The sequence below is a fragment of the Enterococcus mundtii genome (assembly GCF_003957375.1).
Lineage (GTDB): Bacteria > Bacillota > Bacilli > Lactobacillales > Enterococcaceae > Enterococcus_B > Enterococcus_B spodopteracolus.
In genome coordinates this window covers 1,456,955-1,479,523 of the sequence record NZ_CP025473.1, presented here as the reverse complement: position 1 = coordinate 1,479,523, position 22,569 = coordinate 1,456,955, and the positions used below count along the sequence as shown (strand labels likewise).

The 22,569-nt window shown below is 36.2% G+C and carries 28 protein-coding genes; 22 read left to right on the top strand and 6 right to left on the bottom strand.

The genetic code is table 11. The features are described 5' to 3' along the window. Positions 1-357 precede the first annotated feature (357 nt). From bsh to CYK55_RS07330, 9 genes are all read left to right on the top strand, one after another. Positions 358-1,332, top strand: coding sequence for a choloylglycine hydrolase (bsh, locus tag CYK55_RS07370; protein WP_034688747.1), 975 nt, complete (start codon positions 358-360; stop codon positions 1,330-1,332). 191 nt (positions 1,333-1,523) lie between these two features. Next, positions 1,524-2,903 carry a C39 family peptidase gene (locus CYK55_RS07365; RefSeq protein WP_034688746.1) on the top strand — a complete coding sequence of 460 codons (1,380 nt, stop codon included), beginning with the start codon at positions 1,524-1,526 and terminating at the stop codon, positions 2,901-2,903. A gap of 198 nt (positions 2,904-3,101) precedes the next feature. After that, positions 3,102-3,335, top strand: coding sequence for a hypothetical protein (locus CYK55_RS13770; RefSeq protein WP_241234755.1), 234 nt, complete (start codon positions 3,102-3,104; stop codon positions 3,333-3,335). Positions 3,336-3,757: 422 nt separating this feature from the next. Then, positions 3,758-4,027, top strand: a complete 270-nt coding sequence (gene rpsN, locus CYK55_RS07355; RefSeq protein ID WP_010735346.1) for a 30S ribosomal protein S14 — start codon at positions 3,758-3,760, stop codon at positions 4,025-4,027. Positions 4,028-4,044: 17 nt separating this feature from the next. Further along, on the top strand, positions 4,045-4,212 hold the full coding sequence (rpmF, locus tag CYK55_RS07350; protein ID WP_034688745.1) for a 50S ribosomal protein L32: 168 nt from the start codon (positions 4,045-4,047) through the stop codon (positions 4,210-4,212). A 29-nt stretch (positions 4,213-4,241) separates the two neighbouring features. Next, positions 4,242-4,619: a hypothetical protein gene (locus CYK55_RS07345; protein ID WP_010735348.1), complete on the top strand. Its 378-nt coding sequence runs from the start codon at positions 4,242-4,244 to the stop codon at positions 4,617-4,619. 36 nt (positions 4,620-4,655) lie between these two features. Further along, positions 4,656-5,063 carry a NusG domain II-containing protein gene (locus CYK55_RS07340; RefSeq protein WP_034688744.1) on the top strand — a complete coding sequence of 136 codons (408 nt, stop codon included), beginning with the start codon at positions 4,656-4,658 and terminating at the stop codon, positions 5,061-5,063. A gap of 351 nt (positions 5,064-5,414) precedes the next feature. After that, positions 5,415-6,239 (top strand): MerR family transcriptional regulator, encoded by an 825-nt coding sequence (locus CYK55_RS07335; protein ID WP_126134120.1) that lies wholly within the window; start codon positions 5,415-5,417, stop codon positions 6,237-6,239. Positions 6,240-6,524: 285 nt separating this feature from the next. Then, positions 6,525-9,368 carry an endo-beta-N-acetylglucosaminidase gene (locus CYK55_RS07330; RefSeq protein ID WP_206437462.1) on the top strand — a complete coding sequence of 948 codons (2,844 nt, stop codon included), beginning with the start codon at positions 6,525-6,527 and terminating at the stop codon, positions 9,366-9,368. A gap of 753 nt (positions 9,369-10,121) precedes the next feature. On the opposite strand, the gene CYK55_RS13475 is transcribed toward CYK55_RS07330, so the two are convergent. Together CYK55_RS13475 and CYK55_RS07325 are read right to left on the bottom strand one after the other, a co-directional pair. Then, the gene (locus tag CYK55_RS13475) at positions 10,122-10,271 is read right to left on the bottom strand and encodes a hypothetical protein (RefSeq protein WP_010735353.1); all 150 of its coding nucleotides are present in this window, start codon (positions 10,269-10,271) and stop codon (positions 10,122-10,124) included. 170 nt (positions 10,272-10,441) lie between these two features. Then, positions 10,442-11,197, bottom strand: a complete 756-nt coding sequence (locus CYK55_RS07325) for a hypothetical protein (protein ID WP_126134118.1) — start codon at positions 11,195-11,197, stop codon at positions 10,442-10,444. A 418-nt stretch (positions 11,198-11,615) separates the two neighbouring features. Here CYK55_RS07325 and CYK55_RS07320 point away from each other — a divergent pair, with 418 nt between their 5' ends. Both CYK55_RS07320 and CYK55_RS07315 read left to right on the top strand, forming a co-directional pair. After that, positions 11,616-12,092, top strand: a complete 477-nt coding sequence (locus tag CYK55_RS07320; RefSeq protein WP_034688742.1) for a flavodoxin family protein — start codon at positions 11,616-11,618, stop codon at positions 12,090-12,092. Between the two features lie 184 nt (positions 12,093-12,276). After that, positions 12,277-12,477: a cold-shock protein gene (locus CYK55_RS07315; RefSeq protein WP_010735357.1), complete on the top strand. Its 201-nt coding sequence runs from the start codon at positions 12,277-12,279 to the stop codon at positions 12,475-12,477. A 122-nt stretch (positions 12,478-12,599) separates the two neighbouring features. On the opposite strand, the gene CYK55_RS07310 is transcribed toward CYK55_RS07315, so the two are convergent. From CYK55_RS07310 to CYK55_RS07290, 4 genes are all read right to left on the bottom strand, one after another. Beyond that, entirely contained in the window at positions 12,600-12,962 is a 363-nt protein-coding gene (locus CYK55_RS07310; RefSeq protein ID WP_126134117.1) for a TIGR02328 family protein, read from the bottom strand. A gap of 38 nt (positions 12,963-13,000) precedes the next feature. Continuing rightward, the gene (locus tag CYK55_RS07305; RefSeq protein ID WP_126134116.1) at positions 13,001-13,234 is read right to left on the bottom strand and encodes a helix-turn-helix domain-containing protein; all 234 of its coding nucleotides are present in this window, start codon (positions 13,232-13,234) and stop codon (positions 13,001-13,003) included. 533 nt (positions 13,235-13,767) lie between these two features. Further along, entirely contained in the window at positions 13,768-14,259 is a 492-nt protein-coding gene (locus CYK55_RS07295; protein WP_034688735.1) for an isochorismatase family cysteine hydrolase, read from the bottom strand. Between the two features lie 13 nt (positions 14,260-14,272). Next, positions 14,273-15,085 carry a Cof-type HAD-IIB family hydrolase gene (locus CYK55_RS07290; protein WP_034688733.1) on the bottom strand — a complete coding sequence of 271 codons (813 nt, stop codon included), beginning with the start codon at positions 15,083-15,085 and terminating at the stop codon, positions 14,273-14,275. A gap of 325 nt (positions 15,086-15,410) precedes the next feature. Between CYK55_RS07290 and CYK55_RS07285 the strand changes: the two genes are divergently transcribed. From CYK55_RS07285 to CYK55_RS07240, 11 genes are all read left to right on the top strand, one after another. Next, positions 15,411-16,268, top strand: a complete 858-nt coding sequence (locus CYK55_RS07285) for a glycosyltransferase family 8 protein (RefSeq protein ID WP_034688732.1) — start codon at positions 15,411-15,413, stop codon at positions 16,266-16,268. After that, the gene (locus CYK55_RS07280) at positions 16,261-17,163 is read left to right on the top strand and encodes a glycosyltransferase family 8 protein (protein ID WP_034688731.1); all 903 of its coding nucleotides are present in this window, start codon (positions 16,261-16,263) and stop codon (positions 17,161-17,163) included. The genes CYK55_RS07285 and CYK55_RS07280 overlap by 8 nt, the downstream gene beginning before the upstream one ends. Positions 17,164-17,209: 46 nt before the next feature. After that, on the top strand, positions 17,210-17,560 hold the full coding sequence (locus CYK55_RS07275; protein ID WP_126134115.1) for an iron-sulfur cluster biosynthesis family protein: 351 nt from the start codon (positions 17,210-17,212) through the stop codon (positions 17,558-17,560). A 26-nt stretch (positions 17,561-17,586) separates the two neighbouring features. Beyond that, the gene (locus CYK55_RS07270; protein WP_126134114.1) at positions 17,587-18,528 is read left to right on the top strand and encodes a magnesium transporter CorA family protein; all 942 of its coding nucleotides are present in this window, start codon (positions 17,587-17,589) and stop codon (positions 18,526-18,528) included. 64 nt (positions 18,529-18,592) lie between these two features. Continuing rightward, a complete protein-coding gene (locus CYK55_RS07265) occupies positions 18,593-19,486 on the top strand; it encodes an SDR family oxidoreductase (RefSeq protein WP_023519734.1) in 894 nt (297 codons plus the stop codon). Between the two features lie 30 nt (positions 19,487-19,516). Further along, entirely contained in the window at positions 19,517-20,080 is a 564-nt protein-coding gene (amaP, locus tag CYK55_RS07260; RefSeq protein WP_126134113.1) for an alkaline shock response membrane anchor protein AmaP, read from the top strand. A gap of 12 nt (positions 20,081-20,092) precedes the next feature. Continuing rightward, the gene (locus tag CYK55_RS07255; RefSeq protein ID WP_010735369.1) at positions 20,093-20,281 is read left to right on the top strand and encodes a DUF2273 domain-containing protein; all 189 of its coding nucleotides are present in this window, start codon (positions 20,093-20,095) and stop codon (positions 20,279-20,281) included. A gap of 11 nt (positions 20,282-20,292) precedes the next feature. Then, on the top strand, positions 20,293-21,063 hold the full coding sequence (locus CYK55_RS07250; RefSeq protein ID WP_126134112.1) for an Asp23/Gls24 family envelope stress response protein: 771 nt from the start codon (positions 20,293-20,295) through the stop codon (positions 21,061-21,063). Between the two features lie 88 nt (positions 21,064-21,151). Next, positions 21,152-21,394, top strand: coding sequence for a GlsB/YeaQ/YmgE family stress response membrane protein (locus CYK55_RS07245; RefSeq protein ID WP_010735371.1), 243 nt, complete (start codon positions 21,152-21,154; stop codon positions 21,392-21,394). Between the two features lie 477 nt (positions 21,395-21,871). Further along, the gene (locus tag CYK55_RS13470) at positions 21,872-22,045 is read left to right on the top strand and encodes a hypothetical protein (protein WP_164546241.1); all 174 of its coding nucleotides are present in this window, start codon (positions 21,872-21,874) and stop codon (positions 22,043-22,045) included. Positions 22,046-22,065: 20 nt separating this feature from the next. After that, a complete protein-coding gene (locus tag CYK55_RS07240; protein ID WP_126134111.1) occupies positions 22,066-22,542 on the top strand; it encodes a hypothetical protein in 477 nt (158 codons plus the stop codon). The last annotated feature ends 27 nt before the right edge of the window (positions 22,543-22,569 follow it).

The window sequence follows — 22,569 nt, the reverse complement described above, 5'->3', positions numbered from 1 at the left end:
GATTATTTTAGCTAAAGATACTTTAAGTATGTTGAAGGTCTTTGTTTTTTATGGGATAGCTATTTTCTGGAAGATTATCTTAACCATTTTTCAGATAACGCACTAATTTTGTCGGCTTATTTGTCTAGTTTATTGATTTCAACAACGATGTTTTCTCGAACTTTTTCTTCTTTTTTTTCTAGGTTTGGCAGTTATCTTCACGTCCTCTTTCTTTAATCATTTTGAATATAGAGCTTTACTATTAGTTATACAATTTGAACCACTTTTTTTGAACATGATGTTCTTTTTTTTTTGATATATGAAAGTGTTAGGAGTAATATGAGGATGAACAAACTATTATTTTAGGAGGAATAATTTATGTGTACGTCTATTACTTATGTAACAAGTGATCATTATTTTGGAAGAAATTTTGATTATGAGATATCTTACAATGAAGTAGTCACTGTTACTCCAAAAAATTATGAATTAGTTTTTCGAAAGGTGAACAATTTGGATACTCATTATGCGATGATTGGTATTGCTGCTGGTGTAGCTGACTATCCTCTTTATTATGATGCAACGAATGAAAAAGGATTAAGTATGGCTGGTCTAAACTTTTCTGGATATGCTGATTATAAAGAAATACAAGAAGGGAAAGATAATGTATCTCCGTTTGAATTCATCCCTTGGATTTTGGGCCAATGTTCAACTGTAGATGAAGCAGAAAAATTGTTAGAAAATATCAACTTAGCAAATATAAATTATAGTGATGAGCTTCCATTGTCTCCTTTACATTGGTTATTAGCTGATAAAGAAAGATCAATTGTAATCGAAAGTATGAAAGATGGCCTTCATATATATGATAATCCTGTGGGCGTTCTTACTAATAATCCATCATTTGATTATCAATTATTCAATTTAAATAATTATCGTGTCTTATCGAGTGAAACTCCAAAAAATAATTTTTCAGATCAAATTAATTTGAATGCTTACAGTCGCGGTATGGGTGGGATAGGATTACCTGGAGATTTATCCTCAGTTTCTCGTTTTGTTAAAGCAACTTTTACGAAACTGAACTCAGTATCCGGTAGTTCAGAATCAGAAAGTGTCAGTCAATTTTTCCATATCTTAGGTTCAGTAGAACAACAAAAAGGTTTATGTGATGTGGGTGATGGAAAATATGAATATACAATTTATTCTTCCTGTTGCAATGTTGATAAAGGAATCTATTATTATCGAACCTATGAAGACAGTCAAATCACTGCAGTTGATATGAATAAAGAAGACTTAGATAGTCACAAGTTAATTAGCTATCCAATTATAGAACAACAACAATTTAAATATATGAATTAGTTAATGTTTTGTGGTTAGATCTTCAATATAAATGTAATACGAAAAGACAAGGTATTTCAAAAAGCATTCGTCTTTAAATGTAATATTCTTGTCTTTTTGTTGTCTCTTCAACACTGTGGTTATAATATTTTTAGAGAATATCTTATGTAAAATCTATTGCTATTTTTTGTTCATTTATGAGGAGGAAAAAGATGAAAAGGGGATTTATTTCTAAGGGGATTTTTGGGTTCACGATACTTGCGATTTTAGCGAGTTCGTTTGGTGTGAATCAAGTTTTTGCAGAGGATTCGTCTACAATGGATACATCGACTGAATCGACTCAAACTTCAGTAGCTCCACAGATAAAAAGTATAGAAACAAATGAAGTCAGTCAAGAGACAGAAACAGAGATACCCGCGCAAGAGACACAACAAACACCACCAGTACAAGCGAGGGAAGCAAAAGAAGCTCAACCAGAGCAACCACAAACTGCAATCATCGATGGAGTAGAAGTAGTTTTGCAAGCGCCGGAAAAAGCTGGTAAAAACGAAGCTGATATCACGCAAGCGCCAAAAGAGGAATTGATCGAAGGCTCTCCAAGATTATTTCGAGCAACTGTGCAAACGATTCCAATGTATCGTTTATTCAATCCACATAGTGGGGAGCATTTTTACACGAGAGATACTGGTGAACGAGATAATTTAAGAAGGATTGGCTGGAATTACGAAGGTGTCGGTTGGCAGGCGCCGACAAGTGGCGATCCAGTTTATCGTTTATACAATCGCTATAATGGTGAACATTTTTATACGTTGAATGCAAAAGAAAGAGATAGTATTACGAAACAAGGCTGGACATACGAAGGAATCGGTTGGTATTCTTATAAAGGAGCGAATGCCATTCCTGTCAGTCGTTTATATAGTAAACGAGTGAACTGGCACCATTATACATTAGATGAAAACGAGAAAAAAGTAATCACGAAACAAGGATGGGTCTATGAAGGTGTTGGTTGGTACGCAGTTGGCAGTGGTCAACAAAATCAAGAGGACTATAAGCTATTGGGTGTGAAAAATTACAACCAATATGCGTTGGGTGCGCCAAGTGGATGTGAAGGGGCTTCTTTATTACAGGCACTTCAATATAAAGGAAAGATCACCAACTGGAGTTTGACTCAATTTTTGAATACAATTCCTAAATCTCCGAATGGTAATCCAAACAGCGGTTTTGTCGGCAGCCCATTTGTCGAAAACTCATGGACTTATTCTGCAATTTATCCTACACCTTTGACGGCGTGGGGCAAGAAGTACGGAAATGTCCAAAATATTTCAGGTAGCTCGATGAGTACGTTGTTAAACGACGTCAAAAATGGCCATCCGGTTGTTGCTTGGGTGACGATCAACTTTCAGCCAATCCGTTGGGGAAATTGGAATTTTGGTACCGCAACGAATAATAATCATGCGGTCACTCTTGATGGATATAATAAAGGAAGTAATCAAGTCCATGTATCTGATCCTATCAGTGGTTCTTATTGGATGAATCGGGCAACATTTGAGAATATTTATAATGCACGTAAATATGCGGTAGTTGTAAGGTAGACCAAAGCTTAACAAAAAATTTGTTGTAGTAATTTTTTTTCTATATCCTGTAAATTCCGAGAATAGTTTTGGAGTTTACGGGTTATTTTTATTGCGTTATTCTTGCCAAGTCAAAATCAATCGCTAGATGAAAATTTTATTACGTTAAATGATGCAGCTCAATAGTAGAACATATCTTGACTCATGTAGATATATCATATGGTTTCGACAAAAAGTAAAAAAATAAGGAAGTGGAAATGGGTACGAGAAACGATTAAATGGATAGTTAGCAATTGCGCTTATTTAGGAATCGGTCCATTTTTTATTGAATCAAAGACAAAAGGCTTTCAAGCATTAACGGACAATTTTTTATCTGATAAAGAAGTGAAAGAATACTATATCAAAACAAGTAGTGGTGATAAAAAAAGGGAAGGATTATCTCTAGACGTTTGAAGGATACGATGAAGATGGCACTCAACAAACAGTAAATAAAATTAGCGGATCACAAATTAAAGTAAGGTCGATACTTGTAAAATCGATGCAAAAGGTTTACAAGGAAAGCGCTGGAGTGCAGGACCAGAAAACGAAGTGCCTACGAAAGCATTGCAAAAAATCAATATATAATGCTGAATTGTTTAATTACATTTGAGGTAGTTAATAATAGTAAAAAAAGTTACTGTGATGGATGTGATACATATCATGGGTGCTTTTTCAATGTTCTCAAAAACACACGCTCAGTACAAGGTCGATCAGCCATATTTTTTATTAGTGTTACTTTTTTGACAAACAAATAAATACATGGTATTGTTGTTCTACCCAAAACGTAATAGTTACGATTTGAATAATATAAAGTGAAATAAAGGAGCAGATTATTAGTGGCAAAAAAATCAAAAATTGCAAAAATGAATAAGCAAGTAGCTTTGATCAATAAATATAGTGAACAACGTCAAGAGTTGAAAGCAGCAAATGATTATGAAGGACTAGCTAAGTTGCCCAAAGAGTCTAATCCTAATCGTTTAAAACTTAGAGATCAAACAGATGGACGTCCTCGAGGCTACATGAGAAAATTTGGCATGTCTCGAATCACTTTTAGAGAACTGGCACATCAAGGATTGATCCCAGGAGTTAAAAAAGCAAGTTGGTAAAATAGGAGGAAAAAGTTATGGCAGTACCAGCAAGAAAAACATCGAAAGCAAAAAAACATTTGCGACGAACACACCAAAGTTTGACGAAACCAGAGATTTCTTTTGACGAGTTGACTGGTGATTATCGTCGAAGCCATCATGTCTCTTTAAAAGGCTACTATAAAGGACGCAAAGTGACAGAATAACCGATTGGAAGATGTAAGGGGGGCAAGAAATGGAAATTATTTATCCGCCATTAGTCGAACAAGGAATCAAATATTATTCTGAAACGGTGAAAGAACCTGTAGACAAAGGGGAATTCTATCGTGCGATGGTCGATAAGAAACTGATCACAGAAACTGGCCTTCCTACAGAACATGCGATAGAGCAAGGCTTTGTCAAAGACTATTACGAAAAACAAAACTTGTCCTTTGAAGAATTTTTGGACATTTATCCTATTTTTCAAAAGTATGACGCCGATTTGTTCAAATCTATTGACGGCTTCTGGGAGATTCCTGTAGACTTGAAAATAGAATTAATGGAAATGCTTGAAACTGATCAACTGGATTATGATGACGAACAACAAATCAACATCTATTTAGAAGATCGATAAAAGGATAGAATAAGAAAATCCAAAAGGACAATCAATATGCACAACTTTCGTAAATCAGGTATAAAACCTTGGGATATCATCATTATTAGTATTCTGATAGTTGCTTCTTTCGTTCCGACAATTGTCTTTGCTTTGTCATTTGATAACGCAGAAAGCGGTAATAGTGTGAAGTATGCAGTAGTCAAAATCGACGGAAAAGAAGTCGAACGATTTGATTTAGATGAAATCAGTAGCAAGATGGTGACTTACTATCCATCTGATACCCAATACAATATTGTCGAAATCCATGAAGGCAAGATCAGAGTTAAAGAAGATAATAGTCCCGATCAAATCGCTGTCAGAACTGGCTGGATCTCGGAAGCTGGACAGACAAGTATCTGTTTGCCGCATCGACTAGTCATTACAATTGAACAAGAAGGACAGTCGGATTATCATATCTATTAAGTAAGAGAAAACTGCTACTATCAGCTTAGATAAAGTTGATGGTGGTAGTTTTTTTAGTTGTCTCAAAAATGAGAAGATTCGGAATTATTATATCTTTATCTAATGAATCATTGAAATTCTGTTAATGGTTCATTTGTTTTTTATATATAACTAAAATAAAGATGAATTTAAAACGTTATAAATATAGCTGTTTATCAAAATTTATGGATGAAAAATATTAAATAAAGGAATCTATGTGAATGGTTTTAGATTAAAAAATAACGATAAAATATAATATGTAAAAATAGTTTATGATATAATCAGTATCTGAACGCTTGATATTAAAGATCATTATCATGTAGGAGAATTATAATGAGAGAAATGGACAAAAGAAGTGAATTGTTGAGTATCGGGGAATTGGCGAAAATAACCGGTGTCAATATTAAATCGTTAAGATATTATGAACAAGTCGGAGTATTATTACCGGTATACATCAATCCAGATTCTGGCTATCGCTATTATTCCTTAGCGCAAGTGAGTGCGGTCGAGCTGATTCAAGCATGTGTAGAGATTGGGTTGCCTTTAAAGGAATTGCATCGCTTCAGTGATCCGAATAATTCCATCGATTATCTATCTTTTTTATCATATAGCGAAGAATTAATGAAACAAAAAATCGATTCGCTCCAACAAAATTTAAAAGGAATGCAAGAGGTAAAAGAAGAAATCAATTTGTTAAAAACATATCGACATTCTAAAAAGCAACATATTCGGCAATTGTCAGAAAAGTACTTATATGTTTTTCCTTATCAACCGACTGATAACAAAAAGACACTTTATACAGAAGCAGCCAATTTGTTTGATCGCTCGATGGAAGCAGGGTATGAGCCTTTATATGATTTTGGTATTCTCTATGAATTTATTGATAAAAACGTGCACCAGTATATGTATATAGAAATCAAGCCTACAAAAAATGTCGGTAACAATATCAAGATTTTACCTAGTGGAGAATACGCATGCCGATTTAGTCCTGAAAGTTATGGTGAGCGCCTTCCAGAGTTGTTTCCAGAAATATTTGAAAACAAGTCGACTATTTTTGCGATTGAAGCAGAAGCTTCCACTGGAACATTAGAAGAAATCGTTTATGAGATTCGTGTTTTCAGCGATGGAATGAATGATGGAAAAATCCGTCATCACTGAACAAACGATGAAAAGTCAAAATGTTGAAGTAACTAATCATGCTGACCTACAATACAAGTTTTATTATATTTGATTGGTTTCATGAGGGGTTCGAATAAAATGTATCGTAAAAGGGCATAATAGCGAATCAACAATAAAAAAACTGATTTCGATCGACGATCAAAATCAGTTTTTTTGTTCAGGTTACCTATAATTTGTTGTGAAAGTTCTATGATTTGTTCATATACCCAAAATAAAGAAAGCGTTATCATTTTTATGAACCAATTAAATTTAGGAGGAGCGGAGATGAAGGATAAGAAAAAAATGGCGGTCGGACTCTTTAGTGCAGTAGTAATAGTAGGTGCAATTGGTAGTGGGACAACGTATCACGCAGAGACTAAAACGTTTGATTACAAAGAAACAGAAGCAGCAACTTATCAACGAGGAATGGATAATCAACCGGAATCGTCTTACTGGTTTCCAGAAGATTTGCTAGAATGGGAATTTTCTAAAGATCCAGATGCACCTTACAATGTTAGCCAAGTGCCTTTGGCAAAGCGGATCGATAAAAACACACTGGCAACTTCAAATGATACGCAGACACCAGAAATGAAAGTTGTCGCTTTGTCGATCATGAATAGCAGTACAAGTGGGAATGCGCCTAGAGGTATCAATACTTTTGATGCCAATGTATTTTCCAATTGGCAATATATCGACCAACTTGTGTATTGGGGTGGTTCGTCTGGTGAAGGGATTATTGTACCGCCAAGTCCTGATGTCATTGATGCGGCCCATAAAAATGGTGTGCCAGTATTAGGGACAGTTTTCTTTCCACAGTCTGCTCATGGCGGTAAAATCGAATGGTTGGATACATTCTTGCAAAAAGATGAGGATGGTACCTTTCCTTTAGTCGATCAATTGATCGAAGTAGCTACTCGATATGGGTTTGATGGCTGGTTTATCAATCAGGAAACGGACACAGTAGTCACAAGTTTTGATGATACAAACAATCAAAAAAAGGTACAAGGGGCGAATACGACAGAAGGATTGAGTAAAAAACATGCGGATTTGATGCAAGAATTCATCAAACAATTCAAACAAAAAGAAGCAGCATTAGAAATCATGTGGTATGATTCGATGACTTCGGAAGGGAAGATGGATTGGCAAAATGCACTGACAGATAAAAACAAAGCTTTTTTAATCGATGCGGAGATGAATCCTTTAGCAGATAGCATGTTTTTGAATTTCTGGTGGAATACCGATCGTTTAGCTAGTCAAGAGCTATTGAAAGCTTCTAAAAAGAAAGCAAATGAATTAGGAATTGATCCTTATCAATTATATGCTGGTATCGATGTCCAACAAAATGGTTATGATACCCCAGTGAATTGGCGGCTGTTCACAGATGAAACTGGCACTCCTTATACTTCATTAGGGCTGTATGTCCCAAGTTGGACGTACATATCAGCAAGTAATCCTGCTGATTTTCAACGTCGTGAAATGCGTTTTTGGATAAATGAACAAGGTGATCCAACCAAAGGCAAGGCACCGATAGAAAAAGAATGGCCTGGGATCTCTACGTATGCAGTAGAGCAGAGCGCTATTACCAGCTTGCCTTTTGTGACGAATTTTAGTATGGGGAATGGGTATGGATACTTTATCAATGGAAAAAAAGTATCCGATCTAGAGTGGAATAATCGCAGTATGCAAGACGTGATGCCAACGTATCGTTGGATTTTTGACCATCAAGGAGAAAATCAATTAGCAGTTGAGATGGATTATGATGAGGCGTTTCGTGGCGGAAATTCTTTGCTTCTTAAAGGGAGTATAGTGGACGAGGCAACAAGCACAATCAAACTGTATCGAATGGATGAAATCATTTCCGATAAAACTTTTGTCACAACAACGGCAAAAGCAACGAGCATTAGCCAACTTGACTTAGTGTTAGAAATGGCTGACGGACGAAAAGAAATCATCTCGGCAAGTGAACCAATCGGTCGGGATTGGACAACTGTCAGCTATGATGTCAGTCAGTTGGGAGGAGAAAAAATTAACACACTCTCTTATCAGCTTGTTGCTTCAGAGACTCAGTCCGATTATGCGCTACACCTGGGTCAATTAGCCCTGACAGATGGAAAGGAACTTCCAACCACGAAAGTTTCGGGACTGACGCTGGAAGATGTTGCATTTGATGAAGAGGAAGGTCGATACGCTGGCATACGACTTGCTTGGGATGAGACGGAAAGTCAAGTAAGCTACTATGAGATCTACCGGTTGAATCCTGACAACTCAAAATCTTTCTTAGGAGCAACACCAGCTACGAATCATTATATCAATGCCCTTGAACGAACCTTAGACACCACGCAAACAAAATTGATTGTCGTGCCTGTTGATGCGCTGGGTAATCAAGGTGAACCTTCAGAGGCCGTTTCGTTTGATTGGCCGGATAATAAAGTGCCGAGAGCTGATTTTACTGCGTCAAGAACGTTAGCTGCTCCAGGATCAGCGATTACTTTTACAAACACGTCATCCTTAAACACTGAAACGGTTACTTGGGAATTTGAAGGTGGGGATATTACGACAAGTCATGAACATTCGCCAGTTGTCACTTACCACAAAGAAGGTGTTTATAAAGTCAAATTAACGGCAAGCAATCAAGCAGGGGAGACACCTGTCGAAAAAAACGGTTTGATTACAATTTCTAATAAAGTACCAATGGAGTTACCGCTGTTATCACGAAAAGCGAAAGCGACCGCTTCCTCTTATACTAATGAAGCGGAAGCCCCTCATTTTGCAATCGATGGCGACTTGACGACTAAATGGTGTGCAACGGGTACGCCGCCACACGAATTGACGCTTGATTTAGGGAATGTTCACACCATTAGCGAAGTTCGCATAGACCATGCGCAAGCAGGTGGAGAAAGTCCTGACATGAATACAAAAGCATACGCGATCGAAATAAGTGAAGATGGAGCGATATATAAAGAAGTTGCCAAAACTACCAATAATACGGCGAGTAGCTCCGTCGAGACTTTTGCGGTACAATCTGCACGATATGTCCGATTACGTATTGACAAACCAACACAAGGATCAGACACTGCAGCAAGAATCTATGGATTTGAAGTATTTGGATTACCAGAATTATTACACTAACTTAGTGGGGAAAAAGTGTATTTGTCATCCCATCAGTTCTATCATTTAATATACTTGAGATGTTTAAAATCCACATCATAATAAATAAGCGTCACCCTTTTCGAAACCATGAAAATGATTTTTGAGGGGTGGCGCTTATTTTGACAATGCATTTCATTTCTAATGCAGTTTTCGTTGCCTTTATATAATCAAAAGAGTTTTACTTATTAGGGTTTGAGCGTCGCTTTTTTTCAAAGAACGTCAATCCAGCAATAATTGATACCACAACAAAGTATGTTGTCCAACTGATCACATTAAAAAGTAATAAGGCTAGTCCAATGATCAAACATAATAATAAAGTCCATACGGTTAGATTCTTTTCCATAGCATATTGAAAACATCGAAGCGTCAATTTCTGGTGTCACATAAAGAACGAGCTATCGCTGTTTTCACTTCCAAACCTCCTTGTAAACGGCTTATAAAGACAAAAATATTTTCATCTTGAAAAAGAAATTTTAGCACAAAGCAAAAAAGATTGTAAGGACTAGTTGAAGAGTAGTAAAAATCAGGTACTTTTTCAAGTTGCTGAAAATAGGATCAAATAATTGAAAAAGAGAATATTCCTAAGAATAAGCTGCAATCATTCGATCATCATATGTAAAATAAGAGAAGAGTTTCATCACACATATAAAATTTAAGACACCTACTTTGACCTTTCAAGTAGGTGTCTTATTGTGAACTAGAGTTGCAATCGTCCATTCGAGGTTTTCACTCCTATGCAGATTTTTTAAGTTCTTGCACTGCTTGTTCGATCGTTACACCAGTCGCTACACGATTGCTATCTTCTTTGTCGAACACGACGAAAAGATTTAAATCGGTATTAAGAGTGACACGATATTGTAATTCTTTGTTATAGAATGTCATAGTCATTCTCCTTTCTTATTGTTCTGTTGAAAGGCAACGATACGTTGATAACGAAATTCCATAACTATTATAGCACAGATAGTTGGATTGAATCAACTGTATTTTTATTAAATAATAATGATTATAAAAAGAAAGAAGGGTATAACCCTTCTTTCATAAAAATAGTTTAATTATTGTAAAGGAGCACGAAAACCGGCAGCTTCAGCTTCACTTATAGTTTTAAACCAAGCAACAGGATTAGTTGTGCGATCATAATAACGGCTTCCTGGTGTATGATAAATTCCGTTTCTAGAACCTTTAATTAATCCTTGTCCATTGGCATCGACATATTGGGGACCATTAGCAGAGGCCTGTTGTGCTTGAGCTGCGGCTGCTTGTTCTTGTGCCACGCGTTGGGTTTCTGCTTGTTCAGCAGCTACACGAGCTTCTTCAGCGATACGCGCTTGTTCCGCTGCTTGTGCTTGAGCTGCCTGTTCTGCTTCGAGGCGAGCTTGTTCTTCCTGTGCTTTCTTTTCCGCTTCAAGTCTTGCTTGTTCTTCTTGTACTTTCTTTTCTGCTTCACGTTTCGCTTGTTCTTCTTGCGTTTTCTTTTCCGCTTCAAGTCTTGCTTGTTCTTCTTGCGCTTTTTTCTCAGCTGCTAATTTTTCTTCTTTCTTTTTCTCTTCTAATTCTTTTTTTTCCGCCGCTTCTCGTTGGGCTTTTTCTTCACTGGATGTTGAAGTTGTTTCCGAAGTAGCGGTATCTGCTTTTGACGCTTGATTGGTACCAGATCCGCAAGCGCTACTGATCAGTAGCAAACCGAATAAAGCACTAAATAAAACGAGATGGCGCTGCCAAGCTTTTCCATTTCTATTACTTGATCGACTAAATAGATGTAGACCAAGCATCAAACTGATTAATCCTAACAATAACAATAATAAATTCATTTTTTCCTCCTGTTTCTACAAAAAAATAGATCGCTTTCATAAAAAGATTCCCCTAATAAAAGCGATTGGTTTTATTTACGGCGATTGACCGTATTCTCTATGTCGGAATCGAACCGACGAAAGCCAGTTAGAGAGTATAGATAAATCAAAAAAGATTAGTAGTAGAAGAAAGCACAACGTTATAAATATATAAAGAAATAATAACAAACAAACTTTATTTTATCATTAAGATGAACATAATGACAGAGAGTTTTGATGGACGATGGTTTTTTTAATATTTGTTTTTTTTATGTAAAAAATGTTATATTTAATGAAGAAAAGTATCGTTTTGATATCATAATCGTTCGAATTTAAATAATCTAAGAGTTCATAAGAAAAAGAGAGTCTGGACGAAAAACTGGGTAGAGGAGGAGATAATATGCGCATGTTGTTTATTAATGCTAGCCCCAACAAAGAGGGGATGACCGTTAAATGGGGAGAAAAAATCTTAAAGGATATCGACTATACGGTCCTGCATTTAGTTGATTATTCGATCAATCAGTTAGGACAGATGACTGAAGAGGATGAATTTGACAAAGTCATGGGAGTAATCAACCAAGCTGATGTCTTGGTTATTGGTACACCCATCTACTGGTGGGATGTGACCGGTTTGTTAAAAACATTTATTGATCGCTGGACGGATCTATTTGAGTATGGGTTAGACACACCAGAGGCTCCTTTGTATCAAAAATCGGTTTTCTGGTTTGTTCAAGGATCTGCTCCAGAGGAAGCTATCAGCGGAATTAGGCAAATGCTGTCTAATGTGAGTGAACGCTTTTTCATGCAGAAGTTAGGGATGATTTATCAGAAGAAAGACATTGCTTCATCTAATGAACAAATCAAACAAATGAGATGAATAGAGAAATTGAAAGTACTAAAGGTTTATAGTTGTGTTTTCTAAAAAGGCATGCTATAGTATAAAAGTAATCTATTTTGAAACGTAATTTGAGCTATAAGTTAAACATTATAAGACTCCTTTTGCCTATCAAATATTTATTGCACTATAAACGTACATTGATACGTATCAGGAGGAAATATACATGAATAACGGTACAGTAAAATGGTTTAACGCAGATAAAGGTTTTGGATTTATCACTGGGGAAGATGGAAATGATGTATTCGCTCATTTTTCAGCTATCCAAGGTGACGGTTTCAAAACATTAGACGAAGGTCAAGCTGTGACTTTTGATGTTGAAGATGGACAACGTGGCCCTCAAGCAATCAACATCGTTAAAGCATAATCAAACGATTGATATCTTACTGCTCTTTCTTATGAAGGAGCAGTTTTTTTATGTCCAATTTCAATAAAAGCCTCTCGATTCAGCAATCGAGAGGCTTGTTAGAACAATAAGTCATTACTTGTTTACAAAATTATCCCTTTCTGTTCTAGGTTTGCTACACATTCGGCTAAGTAGATTTGATCATGTTCTGAATAAAGTGGTGAGGTCCATTCAATAGGGGAAAGGGTAGGATAAGGTTCGCAAATTTTTCCACGATACAAGGGATCAAACCATTCCTCACCAGGGTTATAATTTTGTTTTTTCATTTCTTCCATTACTAACAAATGATACTGAAATAATTTGTAAGGCGAATGTGTAAAAACGTAATCGACAGTCGCATGTTTTCGTCCCCAACCATTGCCTCTCAGAGCACAACATTCGCGATGCTGTCCTAATAATTGTTGGCGCGGAAGTGATTGCAAGAGGCTTTGATGCCATAAGCGCATATAAGATTTCCTTCTTTCTAAAACAGTGAATTAAGTGTTTAGGATGCTTCCGTTCGACCAATCAAATAATCGATAGTCGTGTCGTAAAAATCTGCGATAAAGATCAATTCGATGATACTAGGTATATTTTTTCCATCTTCATAGTTTTTATATGTCTCAATCGGTATGTTCACTTTTTCAGCAACCTGTGGTGTAGTTAAATGCTTTTTATCTTTGAGGAAGTTTAAACGGCAATGCAGTGTATCCAGTAAAATCGCTTCTTCAATCGTCATTTTACCTCACCTTTCTCTAAATAATTATCTATGAAAGTTAACGTGTATTTTTTCTGTTTAGATAAAATAAATACCCAATGACAAAGAGTATGGAGAAAATGAAGCCAACTAAATTAAAAATGAAAATATGTGAAGGTTCAAAAAACTGATAATTCAATATTTTGTACATGAAATAGATCGCAGGAAAACTAGCAAGTGCGATCTTTTTTCGTTCTTTTGTCCACTTGATAAACGAAAAGACGATGGGGACAAATATAAAAACAGGAAAAAGAAAAGCAAGTCGGCTCAATTCCAGCATAATAAATAAACTCCCATAGCTATATTTTATTTGTGTATAAATTGTATTTTGAGTTATTCTATTTGTGAATATACTAGATTTATATTCACTAGATAAAAGATAGCATGTTATGCGATTATGAACAAATATTTCGATAAAAAACATGATTCTTCTGTAGACGTATAATTTGAAAAAAACATAAAAAAGGTGGAACCTTCATTCCACCTTTTTATGTTTTTAGATTGGTTTCGAACATTTACTCTTTGACATAGACATTAAAGTCTTTTAGAAGTTTAAGTGCTTGTGGCTCGTGAACACGGCTGCTGACTAGTGACGAATCAATGATAAAGTCAGCTTCTGGAAAAGCACTTTGTAAAGCGATCGTGTTGGATAAGACACATAAATTAGTTTCGATCCCGACCACTTCAATTGTCTTTTGTTCTTCTTTACGTTCAAAAAGGGAATGCTTGATCTCTGTTAACGTTTCTGGAGGCAGAGTAAAGTAGTATTTTTTTATTTCCTGCTCATTTGGTAGAGGAGAGAGCGTGGGAATAATTTTAAGATCTTCACTCTCTGCCTCATCTTTCCGTTCGATAGGGATATCTCGAGTGAATAGTACGTATTCATTCGCTGCACGTGCTTGGTTTAAACGTGTGTTTACTCGCTCAACTAATGCTTCAGCATCTTCGATATAAAATTCACTAGTTGGATCTAAAATATGATTTTGCATATCGATAACGACTAACATCTATCATCTCTCCTTATAAAAAGTGATCATTCAAAAAGTTTGCGACACCGGCTTCATCATTGGTTTCTGTCACCTCATCTGCTAAATCCTTCACATGTTCTTGCGCATTGCCCATAGCCACGCTTAACCCACTGAACTCAAGCATTGCCAAATCATTTTCTTGATCACCAAACGCCATGACGTCTTCTGAAGATAACCCTAAGTACTCAGTTAGAAATAAGAGTGAGTGTGCCTTTGTAATATTTTTAGGAGTGATTTCTAGGAAATGTGGGTCTGAAAAAACAGAATCAATTCCTTCTTTCTTCATCTCTGCTTGGATTTTTTGTAGTTTTTCCTCATTTTTATCCGTCAGAGCTAATTTCAAATAGCTTAAGGAAGGATCGTCCAACTGTTTTGTGATCTCATCAAAGGAATGATTTTGCAAGTTGAAGTGTTGATAATAAGGATCGTCTTTTACTAAGGTAGTTTCATCAAAAGTGATTTGATCATCTTGTGTTTCTCGGCTTGCGATGATCGATATTTTTGCTTCTTTTGCTAAATAAAAGGCCTTTTTAAGTATGGATACTTCGATTTTTGAACGTCTTAATACATGATCAATCTTGCCGTCTTTCATTTCGGAAATCAATGCACCGTTAGAAGAAATCAAATAGCCGCTGACTCCTAATTGTGCAAAGACATCCTTGGCAGAAATACTATTTCTTCCTGTTGCAATCGTTACGATTCCTCCATTAGAGGAGAAAGCTTTTAATGCTCGAATATTTTCTTGTGGGACAACTCCTTGGGAATCAAGCAAGGTCCCGTCTAGATCAATAGCTGCTAATTTCATCTTTTTACGCTCCCTTAGTCTTTTTTCTTTCACCAATAGCTTAAATGAGAAACTTCTAAAATAAAAATAAAATGCTTTAACTCTTTGTATTTTTTCAAAAAAGATTTTTCATAAATAGTGAAAAAGATATTAGTAAGAAAATGGTTAAGACCGCTGTATAAAAAAGCATAACAATCTTAATGTTTTCGTTTTCATTTTCATAAAAAAGGGAAAAATTTGGGTAATATTCATATAAAACAAAGCATATCTTTTGCTTTCAGGAAAAAGTAGGCATATTGTAGATGTAGAACAGGTTAGAAAAAGATTAAAAAAAGGAGTGATTTTGATGGAGATTAAGTATGGGACTGTACCGGTTGTGACTGCTTCAGATGAAAATTATGCTCCTTATCTAAGCGTAATGATTGCAACGGCACTGGAAAATGCGAATAAGATGAGACATATATATTTTTATGTGATTGATGATGGCCTATCAGAATATAGTAAAGAAGGATTGCGTCAGACAGTTGCACAACATTCAGAACATGCAAACATCCAATTCTTGACAGTGGAGAAAGATGTATATGAAGATTTCTTAGTCAGTGACCACATTACAACAACGGCGTATTTAAGAATTTCTCTACCTAAGATCTTAGCAAAATACAATTATAAAAAAGTGTTGTATCTAGATGCAGACGTTTTAGTGTTAGATGATATCGTTGCATTATATGACGAATCATTGAACGGTAAAACAATTGGGGCAGTAATTGATCCAGGACAAACGAAAGCGTTGAAGCGCCTGGGGATCGATTCAGAAGAATATTATTTTAACTCAGGTGTCATGGTGATCGATATTGATCAATGGAATGAAAAAGACATTACAGATAAAACGATCCAATTCCTAAAAGAAAATGGTGAACAGATTATCTATCATGATCAAGACGCATTGAATGGTGTCTTATATGGAGATTGGGAACAACTTCATCCAAAATGGAACATGCAATGTTCATTGATTTTTGAACGCCATCCAGCTCCAGATAAGAAATATGAAGAGTTATATAAGAGTGGGAATGAAGCTCCTTCAATCGTTCACTTCACAGGGCATGATAAACCTTGGAATACATTGGAGGATCATCCTTATACACAAATCTATCTAAAAAATCTAGCGCATAGCGTATTAATGAAAGTAGGCGAGGTAAATGAATAGAAGAAAAGAAGTAGCAGTTGTCTCTAGTTGTAATACAAAATTTGTGCCTCATCTAGCAGCACTGTTTGTGTCAATTTTAGAAAATAGTGACCCGAAAGTGTTTGTACGTTTCTACGTGATTGATGATGATATTGAATTAGAAAGTAAAAATCTTTTACGTTACTCAGTGAAAAATTCACGAATGAATACAGATGTTGAATTTTTGAAAATCAACAAAAAATTCTTCAAAAACTTAGTGACTAGTGATCGTATCCCTGAAACAGCATATTATCGTATTGCGATTCCTGAGTTATTTAGAGGGAAAAATGTCGAACGTATCCTTTATATGGACTGTGACATGATTGCATTGAACGATATCAGTAAACTATGGGATCTAGAGTTTAATGGCGCAGTGATGGCAGCAGTTGAAGATGCTGGTTTCCACCAACGTCTTGAAAAAATGGAGATTGAAGCAGATTCAATGCGTTACTTTAACTCTGGTTTGATGCTGATTAATGTTGAAAAATGGTTAGAACAAAACATCACGAAAAACGTTCTAAAATTCATCGAAGAAAACCCAGAAAAACTTCGATTCCATGACCAAGATGCTTTGAATGCTATCTTACACGATCGTTGGATTGCTTTGCATCCAAAATGGAATGCGCAAGGTTACATCATGGCGAAAGCAAAAAAACATCCAACAGCTCAAGGAGAAAAAGAGTATGAAGAAGCACGTCGTAAGCCTTATATCATCCATTACTCTGGGCATATCAAACCATGGAGTGAAGAGTTTAAAGGTGCTAGTAAAAAATACTATGAAAAGTATGCAAATATGACCGCTTTTCGTTGTGTTAAATCATTCCCTAAATATCCATTGTACGCTCGTGTTCAACGAAATACTGAATTGAGTCATTGATCGATAATAGAAAAAACTTACTATTATAATAGAGGAGATGATCGATATGGAAATCACGCTGACAAGAAATGCGATGGACATCTTAAAGAAAAAAGCAGGCGAACAATCAAAACTAGCACTTGCATTGATCAATAGTAAAGATCCTTTCCTTAGAGACAAAGGAGCGTGTGCGAAAGGTAGCTTTTTCCAAATTATCCCTTTTGTTACTGAGTTTGGACTATACGTCACAAAAATTAATCATCCTTCGCTAGAAATCTATACATCACAAAGTGAACAATGCTATTTAGGCAAATATTTAACGATGGATTATGATCATGTATTAAATAGTTTCTCATTGGAAAATGAGATTGCTGTACTAGATCATAACATCAAACTAACTAATTGTTTCTTTAGTTGATTGCATACTGGAAAGGACGATTCACTATGCTGGAATATTACTTGATTGATGAAAACAAGAAAGTAATAGCCGCAGATGAAGAACATTTTAATTGGCTTGTTATTGATACGAGCGATACTGAGGAAATCGAACAGGTTACTCGAACCTATCAACTTCCTGAAGATATATTTGTCGGTATGACTTATCCAGAAGAGGTCTCCCGCTTAGAACATCTATCAGGAACAAGTTTGAACAACCCGATTTCCTTAGTACTGCTCAACCTTTCAAGTGAAAAAGAAAAAATCGAACGTCGTTTGACACCATTATCTTTCGTCATATCAAATGACTTATTGATTACTTGTCGAGACGAAAAAACTAATTTTATCGATCGGCTGATTGAACATCATGGTAATAAAATCGATTCTTTCGAAAAAGTGATTGTTTATGCGGCATTAGATATCTATACCCATTTTGTCAAAGAACTTCGTGAAATGAAAACGCGTATTGATTCGCTAGATCAAGAAGCACGAAAAACGACAGAAAATGAAGAGTTGTACAAGCAGGCTGATTTAGAAAGAGACATTGTTTACATCGATCATACGTTGCGGGATCAAAAAGAGACAATGGACCTCCTATGGGAAACACCTAAATTCAAAGAACGTGTCAATGACGAACAACTACTTTATGACGTTCGTTTAAGACAACGTCAAACAGAGAAGATGATTTTGATTTATCGCGATCTGTTAGAAAGTATCGGTGATCTGTTCAATGGAATGATGGACAACAATTTGAATCATCTGATGAAATATCTGGATTCTACCGCATTGATCATCTCTGTCCCTGCGATGATTGCAGGTATTTGGGGGATGAATACAGGTGGTTTACCAGGAGAAGATTCAGCAACTGGTTTCCTCTTAGTATTAGGGGGTTCGATTGTTGCTGCTGCTGCTTTAGGGTATCACTTATTTAGAAAAGATTACACAAAATAATCAATACGGGCTTATACGCCCAAATTTATAACGTCAGTTATGACTAAAAAATAGGAGGATCAACATGACAGAACCCAATTTAATCGACCCAAGAAAACTATATCACACAGAAGAATTTCCAAAACAGGATCAAGAAACTCCGGCTTTACAAAAGGATATGAAACCAGTACCTGATTGCGGTGAAGAAAGTTATAAAGGTACGGAGCAATTAGCAAATCGCCGTGTCTTGATCACAGGTGCAGACTCTGGTATTGGCCGTGCCGCTGCCATTGCTTTTGCACGAGAAGGTGCAGATGTAGCCATTCAATTTTTCCCAGGTGAGGAAGAAGATGCGCAACAAGTGGCGCATTATATCGAGGAAGCTGGACGTAAAGCATTGCTATTACCTTATGATTTGCGAGATGAAGCTGCACCAAAAGAAATCATCCAAAAAACAGTGGATGCATTTGGTGGATTAGACACACTTGTTCTCAATGCGGCGCAACAAATTTCGTCTCCTTCAATTGCAGAAATCCCATTGGAACAAGTAAAAGATACTTTTGCTGTAAATATTATTGCCATGTTTGCACTTGTGAAAGAAGCAATTCCACATATTCCAGCAGGAGGAGCAATCCTTACAACGACTTCAGTCCAAGCATTCAATCCAAGTGAACACTTGTTAGATTATGCAGCTACTAAAGCTTCGATTGCAAACTTCACCATTGGTTTAGCAAAACAATTAGCACCAAAAGGAATTCGTGTCAACGGCGTAGCACCAGGACCAATTTGGACACCATTACAACTAGATGCAGGTCAACCAAAAGAAGATCTACCTGAGTTTGGTCAACAAGCATTGTTGGAACGTGCAGGACAACCAGCTGAGTTAGCGCCTGTTTATGTCTTTCTTGCATCTAACAAAGCAAGCTATGTCACAGCACAGATTTACGGTATCACTGGTGGAGAAGCCATTAATCTATAATCAGTGACAAGAAGCTAGGAGGGCGAGACAATGAACAAAGGAGCCAAAACGATAGGAGCAATCTTACTGATTCTTCTGCTGTCTGTTTTAATATTTGCAATGTTGCTAAGCTCAGTTTATCCATTGCCGTTTAAGTTAGAAGAATTTCGGTTTTTATCATTAACTAACTTTTACGTACAACAATATGTTTTTTGGGTAACCGCAGCTTTTGCTGTGTTAACGCTGATATTGATTCTAGTCTTATTATTCTACCCAAAAACTTACCGTTCATTCTTACTAAAAAAAGGTGATGGTGAGTTAACATTAGACAAAAAAGCAATCGAAGGAATGGTTCATTCACGATTGACGAAAGAAGAGTTTGTTTCTTCCCCAAAAGTAACGATCAAAGCAACAAAGAATAAAATTGACGTAAAAGTAAAAGGCGAGTTGAAACGTACGTCATCATTAATCGGTAAAACAGGAGCGCTAATGACAGATATTGAGCGTGATGTAAAACAAATCATTGGTACAGATGAACCAGTGAATGTCCTGATCGATTATACTGGTTTTGACTCACCACAATCAAAAAGAGTCGAACATTCTCGAGTACAGTAAGGGGGAGAGAAAATGAACGAGATCTTTTCGACATACAAGCTCCCAATTATTTGTGGCGCGCTTGGATTGATATTAGCTATTTTACTAGTAGCTGTCGGATTTTTTAAAACATTGCTGATCGTGATCATGGTTGCGCTCGGTGTAGCCATCGGTATGTATTTAAAAAGAACCGGAATTTTAGAACATTACTTTAAATCTTAGGAGGCTTTACCATGGAAAACAATCATTCAAATCAAAAGGGAAATACACCGAAATCAGCACATCCAGATCCAACAACACCGAATCAAGTACAAGGGATCAAAGATGAAAAAAATAAAACTGCGCCAGTGTCTGCACATCCAGATCCAGTGGTGCCGCATGTAGAAGAAAAAGTAGCGCATGATAAAAAAGAACACCACGATCATCCACATCATGAAGCGAAAACTCCTGATGTGCATACTCCAACTCATGAGGCAAACAAACAGACAAATGAAGTGAAGGGCAGTGAAGAATCAATGAACGGTGAAGTAACTTATGATGACAAAGTCATTCAAAAAATTATTGCAATCGCATTAGAACGTATCGACGGACTATTGACAGTAGACGGAGGATTTTTCTCTAATGTAGCTGGAAAATTAGTCAATACTGACAATGAAACAGCTGGGATCGAAACAGAAGTAGGTAAGAAACAAGTTGCTGTTGATATGTCGATCGTCGTTGAATACGGCAAAGACATTGAAGATATCTTTAAACAAATGAAAGAGATCATCGGTGAAGAAGTAGCGAATATGACACACTTAGATGTCATCGAAGTGAATGTCAATGTAACAGATATCAAATCAAAAGAAGAATTTGAACAAGATCAAGTCACCGTACAAGATAAAGTGACGGATGCTGCAAAAGCAACTGGAGAATTTGCTTCAGAACAAACAGATAAAGCAAAACATGCAGCAAGCAAAGGAACGGAAAAAGTAAAAGAAAATAACGAGCCAAGAGTACAATAAAATATCTTAGTGAGTCAAAACTTTTAATCAAAATAAATGAGTTGTCGCATTGAAAAAAATCGGCTAGACACTATAGGAGGAAATACAGATGGGTTTTATTTGGTCATTAATCGTAGGTGGGGTTATCGGAGCAATTGCAGGAGCAATCACAAATAAGGGTTCTTCAATGGGTATCATTGCTAACGTCATTGCAGGACTTGTTGGTTCAGCAATCGGACAAGCAATATTAGGATCATGGGGACCAGTCATTGGTGGTATGGCAATCGTACCTTCACTGATCGGAGCGATCATTTTAGTATTGATCGTGTCATTCTTTGCCCGTAAATTATAAGAATAAAGAAGAAAATTTGCGATAGATGCAAACATTCTTTTACTTTAATATAATCGGTAACATTTAATTATCTGGAATTTGATTGAAGGATCTTTACAAGTTGACTTGTTCAACGAAGTGAAGATCTTTCTTTTTTGTTGTCCTTTCGGGGTTCATACAAGTAGATGATTAGAAAATTATTTTCTCACAAAAATTCTTCTTTCAATCACTCCCGATTGAAAGGAAAAAATAACGTTACACAAGGCATTGATGACCGATAAACTTGGAAAAATAAAGATTTTCAATACTTTTATAAATGATTTGAAAAAGGAGTGAATAGTAAAAAGACGATTAAGAAACTGAAAATACATAACCTTTTCATAAAAGTGTCATTTAAATTACTACGAACATCCTTTAAGAAAAAAAGAAACGACTATCAACAGAGAATGAACCAGACGAAAAAGTTTTTCTCTGATTGTTTGATAAAGGGGGGACAATTTGAGAACAAGAAGAAAACTGTTGAACAGTGCTTTGATCCTAGGTTTGACTTTAGGTAATCTCAATGACATAGTCGTTCAAGCAGTGACCGCATTCCATGAACTAGGTCCGATTCAAAGTAGACAGGCAAGAACGACTACTAATGAGAGGGAAAAAAGAATGGGGAAAAAGTAAAAAAAGAAACAAATGAAAAAGTGAAACAACCAGAGAAAGAGCAAAATGACTCGAAAGAAAGAAATGAACTAAGCAAAGTGGAGTTAAAGAATTTAAGTAAAGAAGAGATAATAGAACGGAGTGATTCGTTAGATCAACTATTAAATCCCATCCACGCACAAGATTTACCTTCATGGATTCCGTATGTAAATAACCTACGGGGTAGGCAATTAGGGGACATGTTGACGGGGCATTTAAGAGCTGGGATCAGAAGCAACCTAGATCTAACACAAGATAATTTTAACATAGGTGATAAAGTTATTTTAAGAAATGTCACACCTATGTACTACCGAACACCGGATTTTGGTTATAATGATTTTATTCGATATATCGTCGAAGATCTAAGCCCTTTGCGCCGAAATGATCATACTCAACGAGCAGTTTATACGGTGATTTCTGATCCAAAGAGTGGGAACTTGGCCAATGCAAGTCACACCTTCATTAAGCGCCTTACATAATACTCGAACAGACGGGGAAATGAATGT